Below are 16,795 nucleotides of genomic sequence, written 5' to 3'. Positions count from 1 at the left end.
ACGCCCGGGCGAGGGCGCGCGTACCGTTGAGAGGTGCGTGACTGGCTCGAGACCGTGGCCGTGCTGGTGGTGCTCTTCGCGCTCCTCCGGGTGGTCCTGGCCGCGCTGCGCGACGACCTCTGCGAGTGGCGCAGCTACCGCGCCGCTGCGCGCGTCGTGCGGCGCGTCGTACGCCGTCGGGGACCCGACGCCGACGTCGTCCCGCTGCGCCGGCCCATCGAGCTGGTGGGTGCGGACCTGCGGCGGCTGCACGCTGCCTTCCACCGCGGGGGCATGCGCTTCGCGAAGTACGAGGGGTGCCGCCAGGCCTACGACCGGGTCCTGGGCGAGGCCGCCGACATGGCGGGGTTCCCCCACCTCATGGACCTGTTGCCGCCCGGGCACGAGCTCGACGTCGAGCGCGAGCGGGTCGAGCGGCTGCTCGGCGAGCACGGCCTGCTCCCGCCGCCGTACGCCGCCTGAGGACGCACGAGACCCCGCCTCCCTTGCGGGAGACGGGGTCTCGGATGTTGCGGTGCCGGTCAGCGACCGGCGGGGATCACTTGGTGATCTTGACGACGCGGCCGGCGCCGACCGTGCGGCCACCCTCGCGGATGGCGAAGCGCAGGCCCTCGTCCATCGCGATGGGCTGGATGAGCTCGACCGACATCTCGGTGTTGTCACCCGGCATGACCATCTCGGTGCCCTCGGGCAGGGTCACAACACCGGTCACGTCAGTCGTACGGAAGTAGAACTGCGGGCGGTAGTTGTTGAAGAACGGCGTGTGACGGCCGCCCTCGTCCTTGCTGAGGATGTAGACCGAGGCCTCGAAGTTGGTGTGCGGGGTGGTCGTGCCCGGCTTGATCACGACCATGCCGCGCTCCACGTCCTCGCGCTTCGTGCCACGGAGGAGCAGACCGACGTTCTCGCCCGCCTGGCCCTCGTCGAGGAGCTTGCGGAACATCTCGACACCGGTGACGGTGCTCTTCTGCGAGCCCTCGCGGATGCCGATGATCTCGACCTCCTCGTTGACCTTGACGATGCCGCGCTCGATGCGACCGGTGATGACGGTGCCACGACCGGTGATCGTGAAGACGTCCTCGACGGGCATGAGGAAGGGCTTGTCGGTCTCACGCTCGGGGGTCGGGATGTAGTCGTCCACGGCCTGCATGAGCTCGGCAACCGACTCGCCCCACTTGGCGTCGCCGTTGAGGGCCGGGAAGGCCGCCACGCGCACGACGGGGATGTCGTCGCCCGGGAACTCGTACTCGGAGAGGAGCTCGCGCACCTCCATCTCGACGAGCTCGATGAGCTCCTCGTCGTCGACCATGTCGCACTTGTTGAGCGCCACGACCAGGGCGGGCACGCCGACCTGGCGGGCGAGCAGCACGTGCTCGCGCGTCTGCGGCATCGGGCCGTCGGTGGCGGCGACCACGAGGATCGCGCCGTCCATCTGCGCCGCGCCGGTGATCATGTTCTTGATGTAGTCGGCGTGACCGGGGCAGTCGACGTGCGCGTAGTGGCGCGACTCGGTCTGGTACTCGACGTGCGCGATCGAGATCGTGATGCCGCGCTGGCGCTCCTCGGGAGCCTTGTCGATCTGGTCGAACGCCGAAGCCTCGTTGAGGTCCGGGTGCTTGTCGTGCAGCACCTTGGTGATCGCCGCGGTCAGCGTCGTCTTGCCGTGGTCGATGTGACCGATGGTGCCGATGTTGACGTGCGGCTTGGTCCGCTCGAACTTCGCCTTAGCCACTGGGGCTCCTCCTGGTTGTTGTTACTTGACTCGTGGGTGTGGGGTGGTGCTGGTGCCGAGGATCCGGGCGAGGTTACTCGCCGCGGACCTTCTTGATGATCTCGTCGGCGATGTTCGTGGGAACCTCGGCGTACGAGTCGAACTCCATCGAGTACGACGCCTGACCGGAGGTCTTGGACCTCAGGTCGCCAACGTACCCGAACATCTCGGACAGGGGCACAAGGGCGTTCACGACCATGTCGCCGTGACGCTCCTCCTGCGCCTGGATCTGGCCGCGGCGCGAGTTGATGTCACCGATGACCGTGCCGAGGAAGCTCTCGGGGGTGGTCACCTCGACGGCGAACATCGGCTCGAGCAGCACCGGCTTGGCCTTGCGGGCGGCCTCCTTGAAGGCCTGGTTGCCGGCGATCTTGAACGCGAGCTCGGACGAGTCGACGTCGTGGTAGGCGCCGTCCTCGAGCGAGAACTTCACGTCGACCATGGGGTAGCCGGCGAGCACGCCGAACTCCATGGCCTCCTGGCCACCCTGGTCGACCGAAGGGATGTACTCCTTCGGCACGCGACCACCGGTGACGTTGTTGACGAACTCGTAGCCCGCGCCGAGACCGGTCTCCGGGTCGATGTTCGGGCCGAGGCTGATGATCACCTTGGCGAACTGGCCCGACCCACCGGTCTGCTTCTTGTGGGTGTAGGAGTGCTTCTCGACCGTGTTGCGGATGGTCTCGCGGTAGGCCACCTGCGGCTTGCCGACGGTCGCCTCGACGCGGAACTCGCGCTTCATGCGGTCGACGAGGATCTCCAGGTGGAGCTCGCCCATGCCGGCGATGATCGTCTGGCCGGTCTCTTCGTCGGCCTTGACCGTGAAGGTCGGGTCCTCGTCGGAGAGGCGCTGGATCGCGGTGCCGAGCTTCTCCTGGTCACCCTTGGTCTTGGGCTCGATCGCGACCTCGATCACCGGGGCCGGGAACGTCATCGACTCGAGGACGACCTGGTTGTTCGGGTCGCACAGCGTGTGACCGGTCTTGGTGTCCTTGAGGCCCATGACGGCCACGATCTGGCCGGCGCCGACCGACGCGATCTCCTCACGCTTGTTGGCGTGCATCTGGTAGACCTTGCCGATCCGCTCCTTGCGGCCGTTGACCGAGTTGACCACGGTCGAGCCGGCCTCGAGCTTGCCCGAGTAGACCCGGACGTAGATCAGCTTGCCGAGGTGCGGGTCGGAGGCGATCTTGTAGGCGAGGCCGGAGAACGGCTCGTCGTCGCTGGGCTTGCGGGCGATCTCCTCGTTCTCGTCCTTGACCGAGTGACCGATGATCGCGTCGATGTCGAGGGGCGAGGGGAGGTACTGGACCACGGCGTCGAGCAGGGGCTGCACGCCCTTGTTCTTGAACGCGGTGCCGCAGAGGACCGGGTTGAGCTTGTCGGCGAGCGTGGCGCGACGGATCGCGGCGTGGAGCTCCTCGACGGTGAAGTTCTCGTCACCCTCCTCGAGGTACTTCTCCATGATGTCGTCGTCGGCCTCGGCGAGGGTCTCGATGAACTTCTCGCGGTACTCCGCGGCCTGCTCGGCGAGCTCGGCCGGGATCTCCTCGACCTCGTAGTCCTCACCCATCGTGGTCTCGCCACGCCAGGTCAGGGCGCGCATGCCGACCAGGTCGACGACGCCGAGGAAGTCGGACTCCGCGCCGATCGGCAGCTGGAGCACGAGCGGGGTGGAGTTGAGGCGCTCGACCATCATGTCGACGCAGCGGAAGAAGTCCGCGCCGGTGCGGTCCAGCTTGTTGACGAAGCACATGCGGGGGACGGAGTACTTGTTGGCCTGGCGCCACACCGTCATGGTCTGGGGCTCGACACCGGCGACACCGTCGAAGACGGCCACGGCGCCGTCGAGGACGCGCAGCGAGCGCTCGACCTCGGCGGTGAAGTCCACGTGACCGGGGGTGTCGATGATGTTGATCTGGTGGTTCTTCCACCAGCAGGTCGTCGCGGCGGACGTGATGGTGATGCCGCGCTCCTGCTCCTGCTCCATCCAGTCCATCGTCGCGCCACCCTCGTGGACCTCACCGATCTTGTAGGTGATGCCGGTGTAGAAGAGGATGCGCTCGGTGGTGGTGGTCTTGCCGGCGTCGATGTGCGCCATGATGCCGATGTTGCGGACCTTGTTGAGGTCGGTGGTGATGTCGACTGCCACGTCTGTGTCTCAGTCCCTCGAAGTAGTGGGGTTGTGGGGGTGAGAGGTCGTACGCCGCCTGGTGCGGGGCGTACGACCTCTCGTCCTCACCAGCGGTAGTGGGCGAAGGCCTTGTTGGACTCGGCCATCTTGTGGGTGTCCTCGCGCTTCTTCACAGCGGCACCCAGGCCGTTGCTGGCGTCGAGGATCTCGTTCATCAGGCGCTCGGCCATGGTCTTCTCGCGACGGTCGGAGGCGTAGCCCACCAGCCAGCGCAGGGCCAGCGTGGTGGAGCGGTTGGCCTTGACCTCGACGGGGACCTGGTAGGTCGCACCGCCGACGCGGCGGGACTTGACCTCGATGGCCGGCTTGACGTTGTCGAGCGCGCGCTTGAGCGTGACGACCGGGTCGGTGCCGGTCTTCTCGCGGCAGCCCTCGAGGGCGGTGTAGACGATGCGCTGGGCAACGGCCTTCTTGCCGTCCTGAAGGACCTTGCTGACGAGCTGGGTGACCAGCTGCGAGCCGTAGACCGGGTCAGAGACGAGGGGGCGCTTCGGAGCGGGACCCTTGCGAGGCATTACTTCTCCTTCTTCGCGCCGTAGCGGCTACGGGCCTGCTTGCGGTTCTTGACACCCTGGGTGTCGAGCGTGCCGCGGATGATCTTGTAGCGGACACCGGGAAGGTCCTTCACACGGCCGCCGCGCACGAGCACGATCGAGTGCTCCTGCAGGTTGTGACCGACACCCGGGATGTAGGCGGTGACCTCGACGCCACTGCTGAGGCGCACGCGGGCGACCTTGCGGAGGGCGGAGTTCGGCTTCTTCGGGGTGGTCGTGTAGACGCGGGTGCAGACGCCACGGCGCTGCGGGGATCCCTTCAGGGCAGGCGTCTTGGACTTCGACACCTTGTCCTGGCGGCCCTTGCGGACCAGCTGGTTGATGGTGGGCACCGGGTGGTTCCCTCTCTCTGTCTTCTCGTCTCGGTCCGGCGCGGTGCCGAACTCGGGGTCGTGCGTTGTTGCGACGTGCCTCGCGCGTGAGCGGCGCGGCCTCGACGGGCCGCTGCCTTCAGGACATGCGCATGGGTCTGGACGTGCCAGACACAAGGATTGAGGCTACTCGGGCGCTACGGCAGGGTCAAAATGCCGCCGGAGCCGCTGCCGGGGCCAGCTCGTCGACCGGGATGACGCGCTCCCGGCGCCTTCGTTCGAGGCGGAGGTAGGCCGTCGCGGAGAGCGCCACGCCGGCGATCGTCAGCAGGCCGCCGCCGAGCAGCGTCCAGCGCGCGCCGTACTCCTCACCGATCCAGCCGATGATGGGTGCGCCCACGGGCGTGCCGCCCATGAAGATCATCAGGTAGAGCGCCATCACCCGCCCACGCACGCCGGCGTCGGTGTGCAGCTGCATGTAGGTGTTGGCGCTGGTGATGAAGGTGAGCGCGGTCAGCCCGGTGACCGGGGCGAGCAGGGCGAAGGTGAGGTAGGTGGGCATCAGCCCGGCCAGCACGACGGTCGTGCCGAAGGCGAGCGCCGACCCGACCACCAGGCGGTGCCGCACGTGCGGGCGGCGCGCGGCGAGCAGGGCCCCCGTGAGCGAGCCGACGGCGAGGAAGGTGCCCAGCAGGCCGAACTCCTCCGGGCCCTTGCCGTAGACCTCGGTGGCCATCAGCGCGGAGGTGATCTGGAAGTTGAGGCCGAAGGTGCCGGCGAAGAACACCAGGCAGAGCACCAGCACCAGGTCGGGGCGCGCTCGGACGTAGGCCACACCCTCCTTGATGGCGCCGGGGCCCCGGTTGGCCGGGGCGGCGGCGTCGATGCGGGCGAGGTCGAGGTGGCGCAGCGACCAGATGGGGGCGGCGTACGACACCGCGTTGATGAGGATGACCCAGCCGGTCGCGACCGCTCCCCCGCCGAAGGCCGCGATGAGCAGGCCGGCGAGGCCGGGGCCGACGAGGCGCGCGGCGTTGAAGCTGGCGGAGTTGAGGCCGACCGCGTTGGTGAGGTCGACCGGGTCGACGATCTCGGAGACGAACGACTGGCGCGCGGGGGCGTCGAAGGCCGACGCCGAGCCGAGCAGGAAGGCGAGGACGTAGACGTGCCAGACCTCGGCCGTGCCGGTGACGGCGAGCAGGCCGAGGGCCGCGGCGGGCAGGGCCATGCCGAGGTTGGTCAGCTGCAGGAGGCGGTGCTTGGGCATCCGGTCGGCGACCAGGCCCGCGAAGGGGGTCAGCAGGAGGAACGGGAGGAACTGCAGCCCGGTCGTGATGCCGAGGGCGGTCGCGCCGGAGCCCGCGGCCAGCTCGAGGACGAGCCAGTCCTGGGCGACGCGCTGCATCCAGGTGCCGGTGTTCGACACCACGCCACCGGCGGCGTAGCGGCGGTAGTTGGCGTTGGACAGGGAGCGGAACGTGGGGCTCGTGGTGACTCCTCGATCAGTCAGGTGGTCAGGCGGTCAGTCGGGCGGTCGGTCAGTCGGTCAGGGCGAGGCGGGCGAGGATCGGCGCGGCCTCGCGCAGGGTCGCGCGCTCGGCGGCCGTGAGGCGCCCGAGCTGCTGGGAGAGCCAGGCGTCGCGGCGCTGCCGGTCGGCGAGGACAGCGGCGCGGCCCTCGTCGGTCAGGGAGACGACGACCTGCCGGCCGTCGGTCTCGTGCGGGCGGCGCACGACGTAGCCGTCGCCCTCCAGGCAGTTGACCGTGCGGGTCATCGACGGGGGCTGGACGCGCTCGGCGCGGGCCAGCTCCCCGACCGTCTGGTCGCCCAGGCGCACGAGCAGCCCCAGGACGACCATCTGCCCGATGCTCAGGTCGTTGTCGGGGTGGCGCTCGGACACCAGGCGGCGACGGAGGCGCATCACGCCGGCACGGAGCTCGGAGGCGAGGCCCGCGTCGGTGCGGAGGTCGGCAGTCGGCATGGTAGTTAGCATAACTCATTACCTGTGCTAACCATTCCGCCGACCGGGCACTTCCTCGCGCTGGAAACGACCGACCGGGCACTTCCTCGCGCTGCGGCGCGAGGAAGTGCCCGGTCAGCGCCTCACAGCGCGAGGAGTTGCCCGGTGGGCGTCAGCTGAGCCAGCCGCTGATCGGCGTGTAGGCGAAGTAGACGACGAAGAGCGCCGCGACGACCCACATGAGCGGGTGGATGTCGCGCACCTTGCCCACGACGACCTTGACCAGCACGTAGGCCACGAACCCCGCGCCGATGCCGACGCTGATCGAGTAGGTGAACGGCATGAGCACCACGGTGAGGAAGGCCGGGATCGCGACCTCGAGGTCGCGCCAGTCGATCTCGGTCACCTGCTGCATCATCAGGAAGCCGACCAGGACGAGGGCGGGGACCGCGGCCTCGGACGGGATGGCTGCCACGAGCGGCGTGAAGAAGGTCGCCAGCAGGAAGAGGACGCCGGTGACGACGGAGGCGAGGCCCGTACGGGCGCCCTCCCCCACGCCCGAGGCGCTCTCGATGTAGGAGGTGTTGGACGACACCCCGGCAGCGCCACCGGCGATCGCCGCGACCGAGTCGACGATGAGGATCTTCTGGGCGCCCGGAGGGGTCCCCTCCTCGTCGTTGAGGCCGGCCTCGGCGCCGATGGCGGTCATCGTGCCCATGGTGTCGAAGAAGTCGGCGAGCAGCAGGGAGAAGACGAGCAGCAGCGCCGCGAGGGCGCCGGTTCCGGCGTTCCCGAAGGCGCCGAACAGGTCCACCTCGCCGAGGGTGTCGAACGACGGGAGGCCGACGATGTCGCCGCTCAGGGTCGGCACGCTCAGCGACCAGCCCTTCGGGTTGTCGGCCGAGGCGGGCCCGAACGAGCCGATGGCCTCCACGACGACCGCGACGAGCGTGGTGACGAGGATCGAGATGAGGATGGCGCCGCGGACCTTGCGCACCCAGAGGGCGACGACGAGCGCGAGCCCGAGGCAGAACACCAGCACCGGCCACCCCGCGAGGTGACCGTCGACCCCGAGCTGGACCGGGACGGTGGTCTGGAAGGCGTCGGGGATCCGGGTCACCACGCGGGCGTCGACGAAGCCGATGAGGGCGATGAACAGGCCGATGCCCACGGAGATCGCGACCTTCAGCTGTTGCGGGACCGCGTGGAAGACCGCCTTGCGGAAGCCGGTGAGGACCAGCAGCAGGATGATGATGCCCTCGAGGACGACCAGGCCCATGGCCGCGCCCCAGGTCGACTGGCGCGCGATGGAGTTGGCGACGAAGGCGTTCAGGCCCAGGCCGGTGGCCAGGGCAAGCGGGAAGTTGGCGAAGCCGCCCATCAGGATGGTCAGCGCCCCCGCGACCAGGGCGGTGCCGGCCGCGATGGCCGGGATGCCGCTGCCGGGCTCGGCGCCGCCGCCGAGGAAGGCACCCGTCGAGTCGGGCACGAAGCCCAGGATGAGCGGGTTGAGCACGATGATGTAGGCCATCGTCAAGAAGGTGACGAGCCCGCCTCGCACCTCCCGGCCGACGGTCGAGCCTCGCTCGCTGATGTGGAAGAAGCCGTCGAGGCCGGAGGCCTTCGAGGGACGCGGTGCGGTCTGGGTGTCCTCGGTCACGGTACCGCAGTCTGGCAGACGTGCGCCACGGACGCGCTCCACGCCCGCGGAGCGTTGTAGCGTGTCGGCGTGGACCTGGGTGACGAGCAGCCGACACAGCACGAGATCGGCAACCGCACCTACATCGTCGCGCAGGTCGAGCCGCTCGACGTCGACGGCGTGCGCACCACGGAGGTCGGCACCGCGCTGTGGCTGCTCGGCTTCCTCGGCCTCCTCCCCTTCTGGGGCACCCTGCAGGACAACGGCCGCACGTGGTGGCTCTGGACCTGCCTGGCCGGCTTCGGGCTCGGGCTCTGCGGGCTGGAGTACTGCCGCCGGCGCCGCAAGCAGCGGACCGCCCACCAGGTCGCCGGATGAGCCTGCCGCCCACGCGGTGGGAGCTCGCCGGCGCCGCCAACCGCGGCTACGGCGAGACCTTCGCCCAGCGGGTGGCCGAGGGCGCGGACGTCGACGGTGAGGCACGGCTGATCGACGCCATGGCGCCGCGTCGGGCGCGCATCCTCGACATCGGCTCGGGCATGGGACGCGTGGCCGCGGCCCTCCAGACCCGCGGTCACCACGTCGTGGCGACCGAGCCCGACCCGGCCCTGCGCGCCCAGTCCCTCGCGACCTACCCCGACCTCGAGGTGCTGCCGCACCAGGCACTCGACCTCGACCCGGACGTGCTGGGCCGCTTCGACCTGGTCGCCGCGGTCGGCAACGTCATGGTCTTCCTCGGCGAGGACACCGAGCGTCGCGTCCTGGCGCGGATGCGCGAGCTGCTGGACCCGGAGGGGCGCGCAGTCGTCGGGTTCCACCTGACCGCGACCAAGGCCGGCAGCCGGACCTACCCCGCCGAGGAGTTCGTGGCGGACGCGACCGCCTCAGGCCTGCGCGTGGCGCACCGCTTCGGGAGCTACGAGCTGCACGAGTCCCACGACGAGTACGCCGTCTGGGTGCTGACCCGCGGCTGACCGGGCGTGGCGCTACAGCGTCTCGATGGAGTCGTCGGTGAGGGTGTCGAAGACGTGCTCGGGCATCGGCAGCGGCTGCTGCTTGCGGGCGAGCTTGACCTCCGAGTGCGCACCGCAGCCGTGGTCCACGGACACGACCCTGCCGTCGTCGTTGGCGTTGCCGTTGGCGCAGACCCCGAAGGTCTCGGACAGCGAGCCGTTGATGCGGAGGAGGAACCCGCACGACCAGCAGTGCTCGGGCGCGCTCTTGGCCAGTGGGGCGTCCGGGCCGCCGTCGCCGCCGTACCACCGCTCGGCGGCCATGTCGATGCCCTCACGGCTGAGGGTCCGGACGCGGCCGAGGCCCAGGTCCTCGGCGACCCGGCGCACCTGCGCCTTGGCGTCGCCGTCGAGGGGTCCGTCCAACGGGTCGTCGCCGACGAGGTAGGTCGGCACCAGGCGGACGTCCTCGTCCTCGACGGGGAGCAGGTCGCCGGGCGAGAGGTCGCCGGGCTGGAGGCGCTCCTTGTAGGGCACCCAGGCGGGGGCGACGATCGCCTCCTCGCCGGGCAGCAGCACGACCTCGTTGACGGTGAGGTCCTTGGCGCGCTTGGCCCGGGTCAGCGTCACCGACCAGTACCACCCGGGGTAGCCCGGGCGGACGCACGCGAACTGGTGGGTCACGACGCGCTCGCCCTCGGCGCGGGCACCGAGGTGCTCACCGACCTCGGCCGGCTCGGCGACCTCGAGGAGGACGCCTCGTGCCAGGTCGACGGCCTTGGCGAGGGTCGAGTCCGGCTTGCCGGTGCGGGCTGGAAGAGCGATCACGTGCGCATCATGGCAAATGGACGCCACTCCTGTCCCGTCGGGGACCGCAGCCGGGACGGCGTCGACGTCGTGTCGGGCCGGTGGTCCAAGATGGTGCTCGTGACCAGCGAGCGCCCGGACCCGTCCCCGGGGCAGCCCTCGCAGGGACCCGCGCCTGCCCGGCCCGGGGCCGTACGTCGGTCGCTGTCGGGTGCCGCGCGGGGAGCCCGCGCCGCCGGTCGTGGTGCGCGCGTGGCCGGGCGCGGGGCCGGCACCGCCGGTCACTACGCCGTCTCGCAGGCCCGCCGCGCCGCGCGGGCCGAGGGCGCGGGCGACTCGGGGCTGTCCCGCCTGATCGAGCTGCACGCCTTCAACGCTGCTGGCGACGCAGCCGTGGCGATCTCCCTGGCCGGCACGCTCTTCTTCCAGGTCCCCACCGGCGAGGCCCGCGGCCAGGTGGCCCTGTTCCTCGGGCTGACGATGTTGCCGTTCGCGATCGTGGCGCCGTTGATCGGCCCGTTCCTCGACCGCTTCAGCCACGGCCGCCGGTGGGCGGTCGGGGCGACCATGGCGATCCGCTGCTTCCTCTGCTGGGTGCTCGCGACCGCGGTGGTCACCGAGTCGGGGTGGCTGTTCCCCGCCGCCCTGGGGTGCCTCGTCGCGTCCAAGGCGTACGGCGTCACCCGCGCCGCCGCGGTCCCCCGCCTGCTGCCTCCCGACCTGACGCTGGTGAAGGCCAACGCCCGGGTCTCGCTCGCGGGCGTGGTCGGGGCGGGCGTCTCGGCGCCGCTGGCCATCCTCGCCTCGACGTTCGGGCCCGAGTGGTCGCTGCGCTACGGCTTCGTGATCTTCGTGCTCGCGACCATCTGGGCGATCCGCCTGCCCGAGAAGGTCGACGCCAGCCAGGGCGAGGGCGAGCTCGTGCTCACAGGCTCGAGCACCGAGGCCGGCACGGGCCGCCGGCCGAGGACCCGCATCCCCGCGGCGGTGGCCTTCGCCCTGCGCGCCAACTGCGGCCCACGCTGGCTGTCGGGGTTCCTCACGATGTTCATGGCGTTCCTGCTGCGCGACAACCCCATCGGCGACTGGAAGCCCGAGGTCCTGCTCGGGCTGGTGATCGGCGCGGCCGGCCTCGGCAACACCCTCGGCATCGCCATCGGCTCGCTCCTCAGGCGGCTGAACCCGGCGACCACCGTGGTGCTCGCACTCCTCGCCGACGCGGCGGTGGCCGTGCTGGCCGCGGTGTTCTACGGCCTCGTCACGCTCGTGCTGCTCGGCCTCACCGCCGGGCTCGCCCAGGCCCTCGCCAAGCTGTCGCTCGACTCCACCATCCAGCGCGACGTGCCGAGCCGGATCCAGGCCAGTGCCTTCGCCCGCTCCGACACCACGCTCCAGCTGGCGTGGGTGATCGGCGGGTTCGTGGGCATCGCCATGCCCCTCATGCCGCAGCTCGGGCTGGGCATCGCCGCCGCCGTGCTGGGCGCCTGGGCGACGTTCGTGCTCGTCAGCCGGCCACGACGGACCGCCCCGAGCCCCCGGCGAGCCTGAGGGCGGGGGCCGGGACGGGTCAGATCTCGAGCTCGTCGGCGAGGGCGCGCAGCACCTTCGCCGTGCCGCGGGCCGCTGCCCGCTCGGGGTGGCGCCCGCGCCTGTAGGTCTCCTCGACGCCCTCGAGCATCTTGATGAGGTCCTCGACGATGGTGACCATCGCCTCGGGCTGCTTGCGCTGGGCGTTGCGCTGGTTGCGGGTGACCGAGGCCGGGGCGTCGAGGACGCGCACCTGCAGCGCCTGGTCGCCGCGGCGGCCCTGGGCGATGCCGAACTCGACCTTGGTGCCCGCCTTGAGCGTGGTGATCCCCTCGGGCAACGCGTCGGAGTGGACGTAGACGTCCGGGCCGTCCTCCTGGGACAGGAAGCCGAACCCCTTCTCCGCGTCGTACCACTTCACCTTGCCACTGGGCACGGGTCTTCTCCGCTCAACTCAGGCTCACTCAGCACACGACGCCACGTGGTTTTCACGGGCGCGGCACAGGATAGGCGTCCGGCCCGACTCCCGACCAACGGGTTGTGCACCCGCGGATCCTGAAGGGGCGCTTTGATTTGGGTGTGCCGCTGCTGGGACCATGGGATCCTCGGGGGCCTCGCTCGGAGTGGGCGAGCCGGGACGACGACGAAGTGGGGTGGACGCGGTGCGTGCGCGACTGGTGGGGCGGGCCCTCGGATGCGGGCTGCTCGCGCTGTCCTTCTTCGCCCTGCCCACCGCCGGCGCTGCGTTCGGCGACGACGCCCCGTCGCCCGCGGCCGGACCGGCGCCGCTGACGCTCGTCACCCTCCAGGGACCCGGCACGTCGGCCGGCACCAGGGACGCCGCGGACCTCCTCGCCCGCCAGGACGTCCTGCTCGCCGCCGTCGGCGCGGGCGAGCCCGTCTACCGCTGGACGTCCGCGCTCAACGGCTTCGCTGCGCACCTCACCGAGGCCCAGGTCGCCGTCCTCGACGACCAACCCGGCATCGCGGCGATCGAGACCGACCAGGTCCGCCCGCTCGCCGGTCGTACGACGATGGCGGCCGTCCGCGGTGCCGCCACCTCGCCTCGCCTGCGCGGCGGTGCCGGCGTGGTGATCGGGGTGGTCGACTCGGGCATCGCCCCGGACTCCCCCGCCTTCGCCGACGTCCCCGGCCTGGGTCGCGCCCCCGAGGACTTCGCCGGCGCGTGCGCCGAGGGCGAGGGCTGGACGGTCGAGGACTGCACCCGCAAGGTCGTGGGCGCCCGTTGGTTCGTCGAGGGCTTCGGCCAGGACCGGGTGCGGTCGTCGGAGTCGATGTCGGCACTCGACGACCTCGGCCACGGCACCCAGGTCGCGTCGGTCGCGGCCGGCAACGCCGGCGTGAGCGTCCGCGTCGACGACCGCGACGCCGGACGGTTCGGCGGCATCGCCCCGCAGGCCCGGGTCGCCGCCTACAAGGCGTGCTGGGGTGCACCGGACCCGTCCGGCGACGGCTGCTCCACCGCCGACGTCGTCTCCGCGGTCGACGCCGCGGTGGCCGACCGGGTCGACCTGCTCAGCCTGGCCCTGGCCGGAGGTGAGGGGATCGACACCCTCCAGCGGGCCCTGCTCGGCGCCGCCGAGGCCGACATCGTGGTCGTGGGAGCGGCCGGCAACTCCGGCGCCTCGGCCTACGCCGCGCACGCCAGCCCGTGGGTCACGACCGTCGGCTCGGCCGTCGGCCGGATGTCGCGGGGCCGCGTCTCCGCGCCCGGCGGACCCTCCTGGACCGGCGGCGGGCGACCCGTCGACGTCGCGGGTCGCGCCGTCCTGGCCCAGGACGCGCCTGCCCCCGGCGCGTCACGGCGCGAGGCCGGCCAGTGCCGTCGTGGCTCCCTGGACTCCCGTCTCGTCGCCGCCCGCGTCGTGGTCTGCCGACGCGGCGGGATCGGCCGCATCGACAAGTCCGAGTCCGTCGCCCTGGCCGGTGGCCGCGCGATGGTGCTCGTCAACCAGCGCCCGGGCTCCGTCTCGGCCGACTTCCACTCCGTGCCGACGGTCCACCTCCCTGCCACCGCCGGCAGGGAGCTCGCCCGGTGGGTGGCCCGTCATCCCGGCGCCCGGCTGCGGATGACCCGGGTGACCGGTGACCCCGGCAACCGTCGTACGGCCCCGTGGAGCGCTCCCGGCGACCCGCGCGGGGCGACCGTCAAGCCCGACGCGGTGGCCGACGGCGACGCCGTCCTCGGCGCCCTGCCCGACTCGACGGGTCGCAGCTGGGGCGTCTTCAGCGGCAGCTCGGCCGCCACCGCCCACGCCAGCGGGCTCGCCGCGCTCGTGATCGGCGAGCACCCCGACTGGTCGGCGTCGGTGGTGCGCTCCCAGCTGGTCACCTCGGCCCGGCCGATCCGCGGCTCCTCGGTGCTGGTCCAGGGTGCCGGCGCGCTGCCCAACCGTGCCTCGACCGCGCACCTCGCGCTCGACGTGCCGACCCACGCCTGGCGCCGGGCCCTGCGATCGCGGACCCTGGCCGACCTCAACACGAGCTCGCTCCTGCTGCCGCTGCGGCAGACCTCGGCCGTGCGGACGGTGACCAACGTCGGCCCCCACGCGGAGTACTTCTCGGTGACCGCCCGCGGGTTCACCTCGCACCGCGTCACCGTCCAGCCCCTCGCCGTACGCCTCGCGCCGGGGCAGTCGGCCACCTTCACCATCTCGGTCTCCGGTCCCACCACGCCGGGACCCCTCGACGACGGCGAGCTGGTGTGGCTCGGCGCCCGCGGCGGCGTCACCCGGGTCCCGGTCGCGCTGACCCGCTGACGCCGACGGGCCGCCGCCCCTGGAGGGACGACGGCCCGTGGCACCGGGGAGGTGGAGCTCAGTCGGCGAGCACCCGGTCGTGGCGCAGCGAGGTCGCCCTGGTCTCGTGGGCGGCGAGCACCGACACGATGGTGATCACCGACGCGATCGTCATGTAGATCGCGACCTTCGGCACGTTGCTGACACCGGCGCTGGCGTCGCCGAGGAGCTCGATCGCGATGATCGGGGCGAGCGCACCGGCGAAGATCGACGCGAGCTGGTAGCCCACCGAGGCGCCGGTGTAGCGCACCGAGGTGCCGAAGAGCTCGGAGAAGAAGGCCGCCTGCGGGGAGTACATCAGCGCGTGCAGGACCAGGCCCACGACGATCGCGAGGATGATCTTGCCCTCCGAGCGCGAGGCGATGAGGTCGAAGAAGATCCACGACCAGGCAGCGACGCCGACGGCGCCGGCGAGGTAGAGCGGGCGGCGACCCACGCGGTCGCTGAGGGCGCCGACGAGCGGGATCGTCACGAAGTGCACGACGGAGCCGATCAGCAGGGCCTTGAGGATCAGCGACTTGTCGTCGGCGGTGCCGGCGTAGATCGTGAGGAACGAGATCGAGATGATCGTGAACAGGTAGTAGGAGATGTTCTCCGCCATCCGCATCCCCATGGCCACGAAGACCTCCTTGGGGTACTTGCGGAACACCTCGACCAGCGGCATGTGCGTGGTCTCCTTGGCCGCGAGCTCCGCCTTGGTCTCGGCGAAGACGGGCGACTCCTCGATCGAGAGGCGGACCCACAGGCCCACCGCGACGAGGACGGCGCTCAGCAGGAACGGCACGCGCCAGCCCCACGACTCGAAGGCCGAGTCGGACTGGACCGCGGCGAGCACCCACAGGACGCCGGTGGCGAACAGGTTGCCCAGCGCCACGCCGGCCTGCGGCCACGAGGACCAGAAGCCGCGCTGCGAGTCGTCGCCGTGCTCGGCGGCCATCAGGACGGCACCGCCCCACTCGCCGCCGACCGCGAAGCCCTGGAGCAGGCGGCAGGTCAACAGGAGCAACGGGGCCGCGACGCCGATGGCCTCGTACGTCGGGAGGAGGCCGATCGCGAAGGTCGCCACGCCCATGAGGAACAGCGAGAAGACGAGCATCTTCTTGCGGCCGACCTTGTCGCCGAAGTGGCCGAACACGACGCCACCCAGGGGGCGGGCCACGAAGCCGAGCGCGTAGGTGCCGAACGCCAGCAGCGTGGCGGTCGCCGGCTCGCTCTCCGGGAAGAACAGCGTGCCGAAGACGAGCGCCGCGGCCGAGCCGTAGAGGAAGAAGTCGTACCACTCGACGGCGGTGCCGATCAGGGACGCGAAGACGACCTTGACGATGTTGGTGCGCCCGGGCTGGGCGCCCGGCGCTCCTGACCCTGTCGTGGTGGAGGTGTCGGTGGACATGACGTGCCTTTCATCGGGGGATCGCATGGGAGATGTGGTGGGGGTGGTGCGGGGGTCAGGCGGCGGTCCAGCCGCCGTCGAGCAGCAGCGAGGAGCCGGTCATGGAGGTGGCGGCCGGGCCGCAGAGGAAGGCGACCGCGTCGGCCACCTCCTCGGGCTCGACGAGCCGCTTCACCGGGGTGCGGGCGAGCAGCACGGTGTCGAGCACCTCGTCCTCCGCGATGCCGTGGGTGCGCGCCTGGTCGGCGAGCTGGCCCTCGACGAGCGGGGTGCGGACGTAGCCCGGGCACACCGTGTTGCTGGTGACGCCCTTGTCGGCGGCCTCGAGCGCGATGACCTTCGAGAGGCCCTCGAGCCCGTGCTTGGCGCTGACGTAGGCGGACTTGTAGGCCGACGCGCGGTGCCCGTGGACGCTGGAGACGTGGACCAGTCGGCCCCAGCCGCGGGCGTACATGCCGGGCAGCACCCGGCGGGCGAGCAGGAAAGGCGCGTGAAGCATGAGCGCGTGGATCGTGCGGAACCGCTCGGGGTCGAACTCCTCGACGGGCGAGACGTGCTGGATCCCGGCGTTGTTGACCAGGATGTCGACGTCGAGGTCCAGCGCCTCGATCGCGGAGGCGTCGGTGAGGTCGACGACGTGTGCGGTGCCGTGCACCTGGGCGGCGACCTTGGCCACGCCCTCCTCGTCACGGTCGACGAGGTGGACCTCGGCGCCGGCCTCGGCCAGACGCGACGCGACCGCGGCACCGATGCCGCTGGCGGCTCCCGTGACCAGGGCCCGGCGTCCGTCGAGGACGCACGCTGGGGCGGGGGTGTGGGAAGTCATGGGCTTCACCGTAGGGACCCGAGTGACGTACGGCACATGGCCG

General features: G+C 71.3%; 16 protein-coding genes. 5 read left to right on the top strand and 11 right to left on the bottom strand.

Annotated features, from left to right (window positions below; genetic code table 11):
* The first annotated feature begins 33 nt into the window (after positions 1–33).
* Positions 34–462 carry a hypothetical protein gene (locus ACS3YM_RS01835; RefSeq protein ID WP_439938344.1) on the top strand — a complete coding sequence of 143 codons (429 nt, stop codon included), beginning with the start codon at positions 34–36 and terminating at the stop codon, positions 460–462.
* 76 nt (positions 463–538) lie between these two features.
* On the opposite strand, the gene tuf is transcribed toward ACS3YM_RS01835, so the two are convergent.
* The 7 genes from tuf to ACS3YM_RS01800 form a co-directional block, all read right to left on the bottom strand.
* Positions 539–1,732: an elongation factor Tu gene (gene tuf / locus ACS3YM_RS01830; RefSeq protein WP_439938342.1), complete on the bottom strand. Its 1,194-nt coding sequence runs from the start codon at positions 1,730–1,732 to the stop codon at positions 539–541.
* Between the two features lie 73 nt (positions 1,733–1,805).
* Positions 1,806–3,923 (bottom strand): elongation factor G, encoded by a 2,118-nt coding sequence (fusA, locus tag ACS3YM_RS01825; RefSeq protein WP_439938341.1) that lies wholly within the window; start codon positions 3,921–3,923, stop codon positions 1,806–1,808.
* An 86-nt stretch (positions 3,924–4,009) separates the two neighbouring features.
* Positions 4,010–4,480 (bottom strand): 30S ribosomal protein S7, encoded by a 471-nt coding sequence (gene rpsG / locus ACS3YM_RS01820; protein ID WP_439938339.1) that lies wholly within the window; start codon positions 4,478–4,480, stop codon positions 4,010–4,012.
* The gene (rpsL, locus tag ACS3YM_RS01815) at positions 4,480–4,851 is read right to left on the bottom strand and encodes a 30S ribosomal protein S12 (RefSeq protein ID WP_056599611.1); all 372 of its coding nucleotides are present in this window, start codon (positions 4,849–4,851) and stop codon (positions 4,480–4,482) included. Before rpsL ends, rpsG begins: the two co-directional genes overlap by 1 nt.
* 187 nt (positions 4,852–5,038) lie before the next feature.
* Positions 5,039–6,298: an MFS transporter gene (locus tag ACS3YM_RS01810; RefSeq protein ID WP_439939817.1), complete on the bottom strand. Its 1,260-nt coding sequence runs from the start codon at positions 6,296–6,298 to the stop codon at positions 5,039–5,041.
* Between the two features lie 70 nt (positions 6,299–6,368).
* Positions 6,369–6,812 carry a MarR family winged helix-turn-helix transcriptional regulator gene (locus tag ACS3YM_RS01805; RefSeq protein ID WP_439938338.1) on the bottom strand — a complete coding sequence of 148 codons (444 nt, stop codon included), beginning with the start codon at positions 6,810–6,812 and terminating at the stop codon, positions 6,369–6,371.
* 151 nt (positions 6,813–6,963) lie between these two features.
* A complete protein-coding gene (locus ACS3YM_RS01800; protein ID WP_439938337.1) occupies positions 6,964–8,451 on the bottom strand; it encodes an NCS2 family permease in 1,488 nt (495 codons plus the stop codon).
* Positions 8,452–8,520: 69 nt separating this feature from the next.
* On the opposite strand from ACS3YM_RS01800, the gene ACS3YM_RS01795 reads away from it, so the two are divergent.
* On the top strand, positions 8,521–8,808 hold the full coding sequence (locus ACS3YM_RS01795) for a DUF2530 domain-containing protein (protein ID WP_439938336.1): 288 nt from the start codon (positions 8,521–8,523) through the stop codon (positions 8,806–8,808).
* On the top strand, positions 8,805–9,404 hold the full coding sequence (locus tag ACS3YM_RS01790) for a class I SAM-dependent methyltransferase (RefSeq protein WP_439938335.1): 600 nt from the start codon (positions 8,805–8,807) through the stop codon (positions 9,402–9,404). The genes ACS3YM_RS01795 and ACS3YM_RS01790 overlap by 4 nt, the downstream gene beginning before the upstream one ends.
* A gap of 12 nt (positions 9,405–9,416) precedes the next feature.
* Here the strand turns inward: ACS3YM_RS01790 and ACS3YM_RS01785 are convergent, their stop codons facing one another.
* Entirely contained in the window at positions 9,417–10,211 is a 795-nt protein-coding gene (locus ACS3YM_RS01785) for a DUF3027 domain-containing protein (RefSeq protein ID WP_439938334.1), read from the bottom strand.
* A gap of 9 nt (positions 10,212–10,220) precedes the next feature.
* Here ACS3YM_RS01785 and ACS3YM_RS01780 point away from each other — a divergent pair, with 9 nt between their 5' ends.
* The gene (locus tag ACS3YM_RS01780) at positions 10,221–11,738 is read left to right on the top strand and encodes an MFS transporter (protein WP_439938333.1); all 1,518 of its coding nucleotides are present in this window, start codon (positions 10,221–10,223) and stop codon (positions 11,736–11,738) included.
* A gap of 19 nt (positions 11,739–11,757) precedes the next feature.
* Here the strand turns inward: ACS3YM_RS01780 and ACS3YM_RS01775 are convergent, their stop codons facing one another.
* On the bottom strand, positions 11,758–12,153 hold the full coding sequence (locus ACS3YM_RS01775; protein ID WP_439938332.1) for a cold-shock protein: 396 nt from the start codon (positions 12,151–12,153) through the stop codon (positions 11,758–11,760).
* Positions 12,154–12,379: 226 nt separating this feature from the next.
* Between ACS3YM_RS01775 and ACS3YM_RS01770 the strand changes: the two genes are divergently transcribed.
* On the top strand, positions 12,380–14,497 hold the full coding sequence (locus ACS3YM_RS01770) for a S8 family serine peptidase (RefSeq protein ID WP_439938331.1): 2,118 nt from the start codon (positions 12,380–12,382) through the stop codon (positions 14,495–14,497).
* A 58-nt stretch (positions 14,498–14,555) separates the two neighbouring features.
* Here the strand turns inward: ACS3YM_RS01770 and ACS3YM_RS01765 are convergent, their stop codons facing one another.
* Complete coding sequence (locus tag ACS3YM_RS01765) at positions 14,556–15,926, bottom strand: MFS transporter (protein WP_439938330.1); 1,371 nt, start codon at positions 15,924–15,926, stop codon at positions 14,556–14,558.
* A gap of 55 nt (positions 15,927–15,981) precedes the next feature.
* Positions 15,982–16,752 carry a 3-hydroxybutyrate dehydrogenase gene (locus tag ACS3YM_RS01760; protein WP_439938329.1) on the bottom strand — a complete coding sequence of 257 codons (771 nt, stop codon included), beginning with the start codon at positions 16,750–16,752 and terminating at the stop codon, positions 15,982–15,984.
* Positions 16,753–16,795 lie beyond the last annotated feature (43 nt).

Origin of the sequence: Nocardioides sp. N13(2025) (assembly GCF_051912545.1) — a bacterium.
GTDB lineage: Bacteria > Actinomycetota > Actinomycetes > Propionibacteriales > Nocardioidaceae > Nocardioides.
The sequence above is the reverse complement of the archived record's forward strand: the minus strand, read 5'-3'. Positions and strand labels throughout refer to the sequence as shown.

Bases quoted from the DNA above. Each gene is read 5' to 3' on its own strand.
- rpsG (WP_439938339.1), bottom strand. From the start codon at position 4,480: ATGCCTCGCAAGGGTCCCGCTCCGAAGCGCCCCCTCGTCTCTGACCCG.
- ACS3YM_RS01760 (WP_439938329.1), bottom strand. From the start codon at position 16,752: ATGACTTCCCACACCCCCGCCCCAGCGTGCGTCCTCGACGGACGCCGG.
- ACS3YM_RS01780 (WP_439938333.1), top strand. From the start codon at position 10,221: ATGGCAAATGGACGCCACTCCTGTCCCGTCGGGGACCGCAGCCGGGAC.
- ACS3YM_RS01765 (WP_439938330.1), bottom strand. From the start codon at position 15,926: ATGTCCACCGACACCTCCACCACGACAGGGTCAGGAGCGCCGGGCGCC.
- ACS3YM_RS01805 (WP_439938338.1), bottom strand. From the start codon at position 6,812: ATGCCGACTGCCGACCTCCGCACCGACGCGGGCCTCGCCTCCGAGCTC.
- ACS3YM_RS01790 (WP_439938335.1), top strand. From the start codon at position 8,805: ATGAGCCTGCCGCCCACGCGGTGGGAGCTCGCCGGCGCCGCCAACCGC.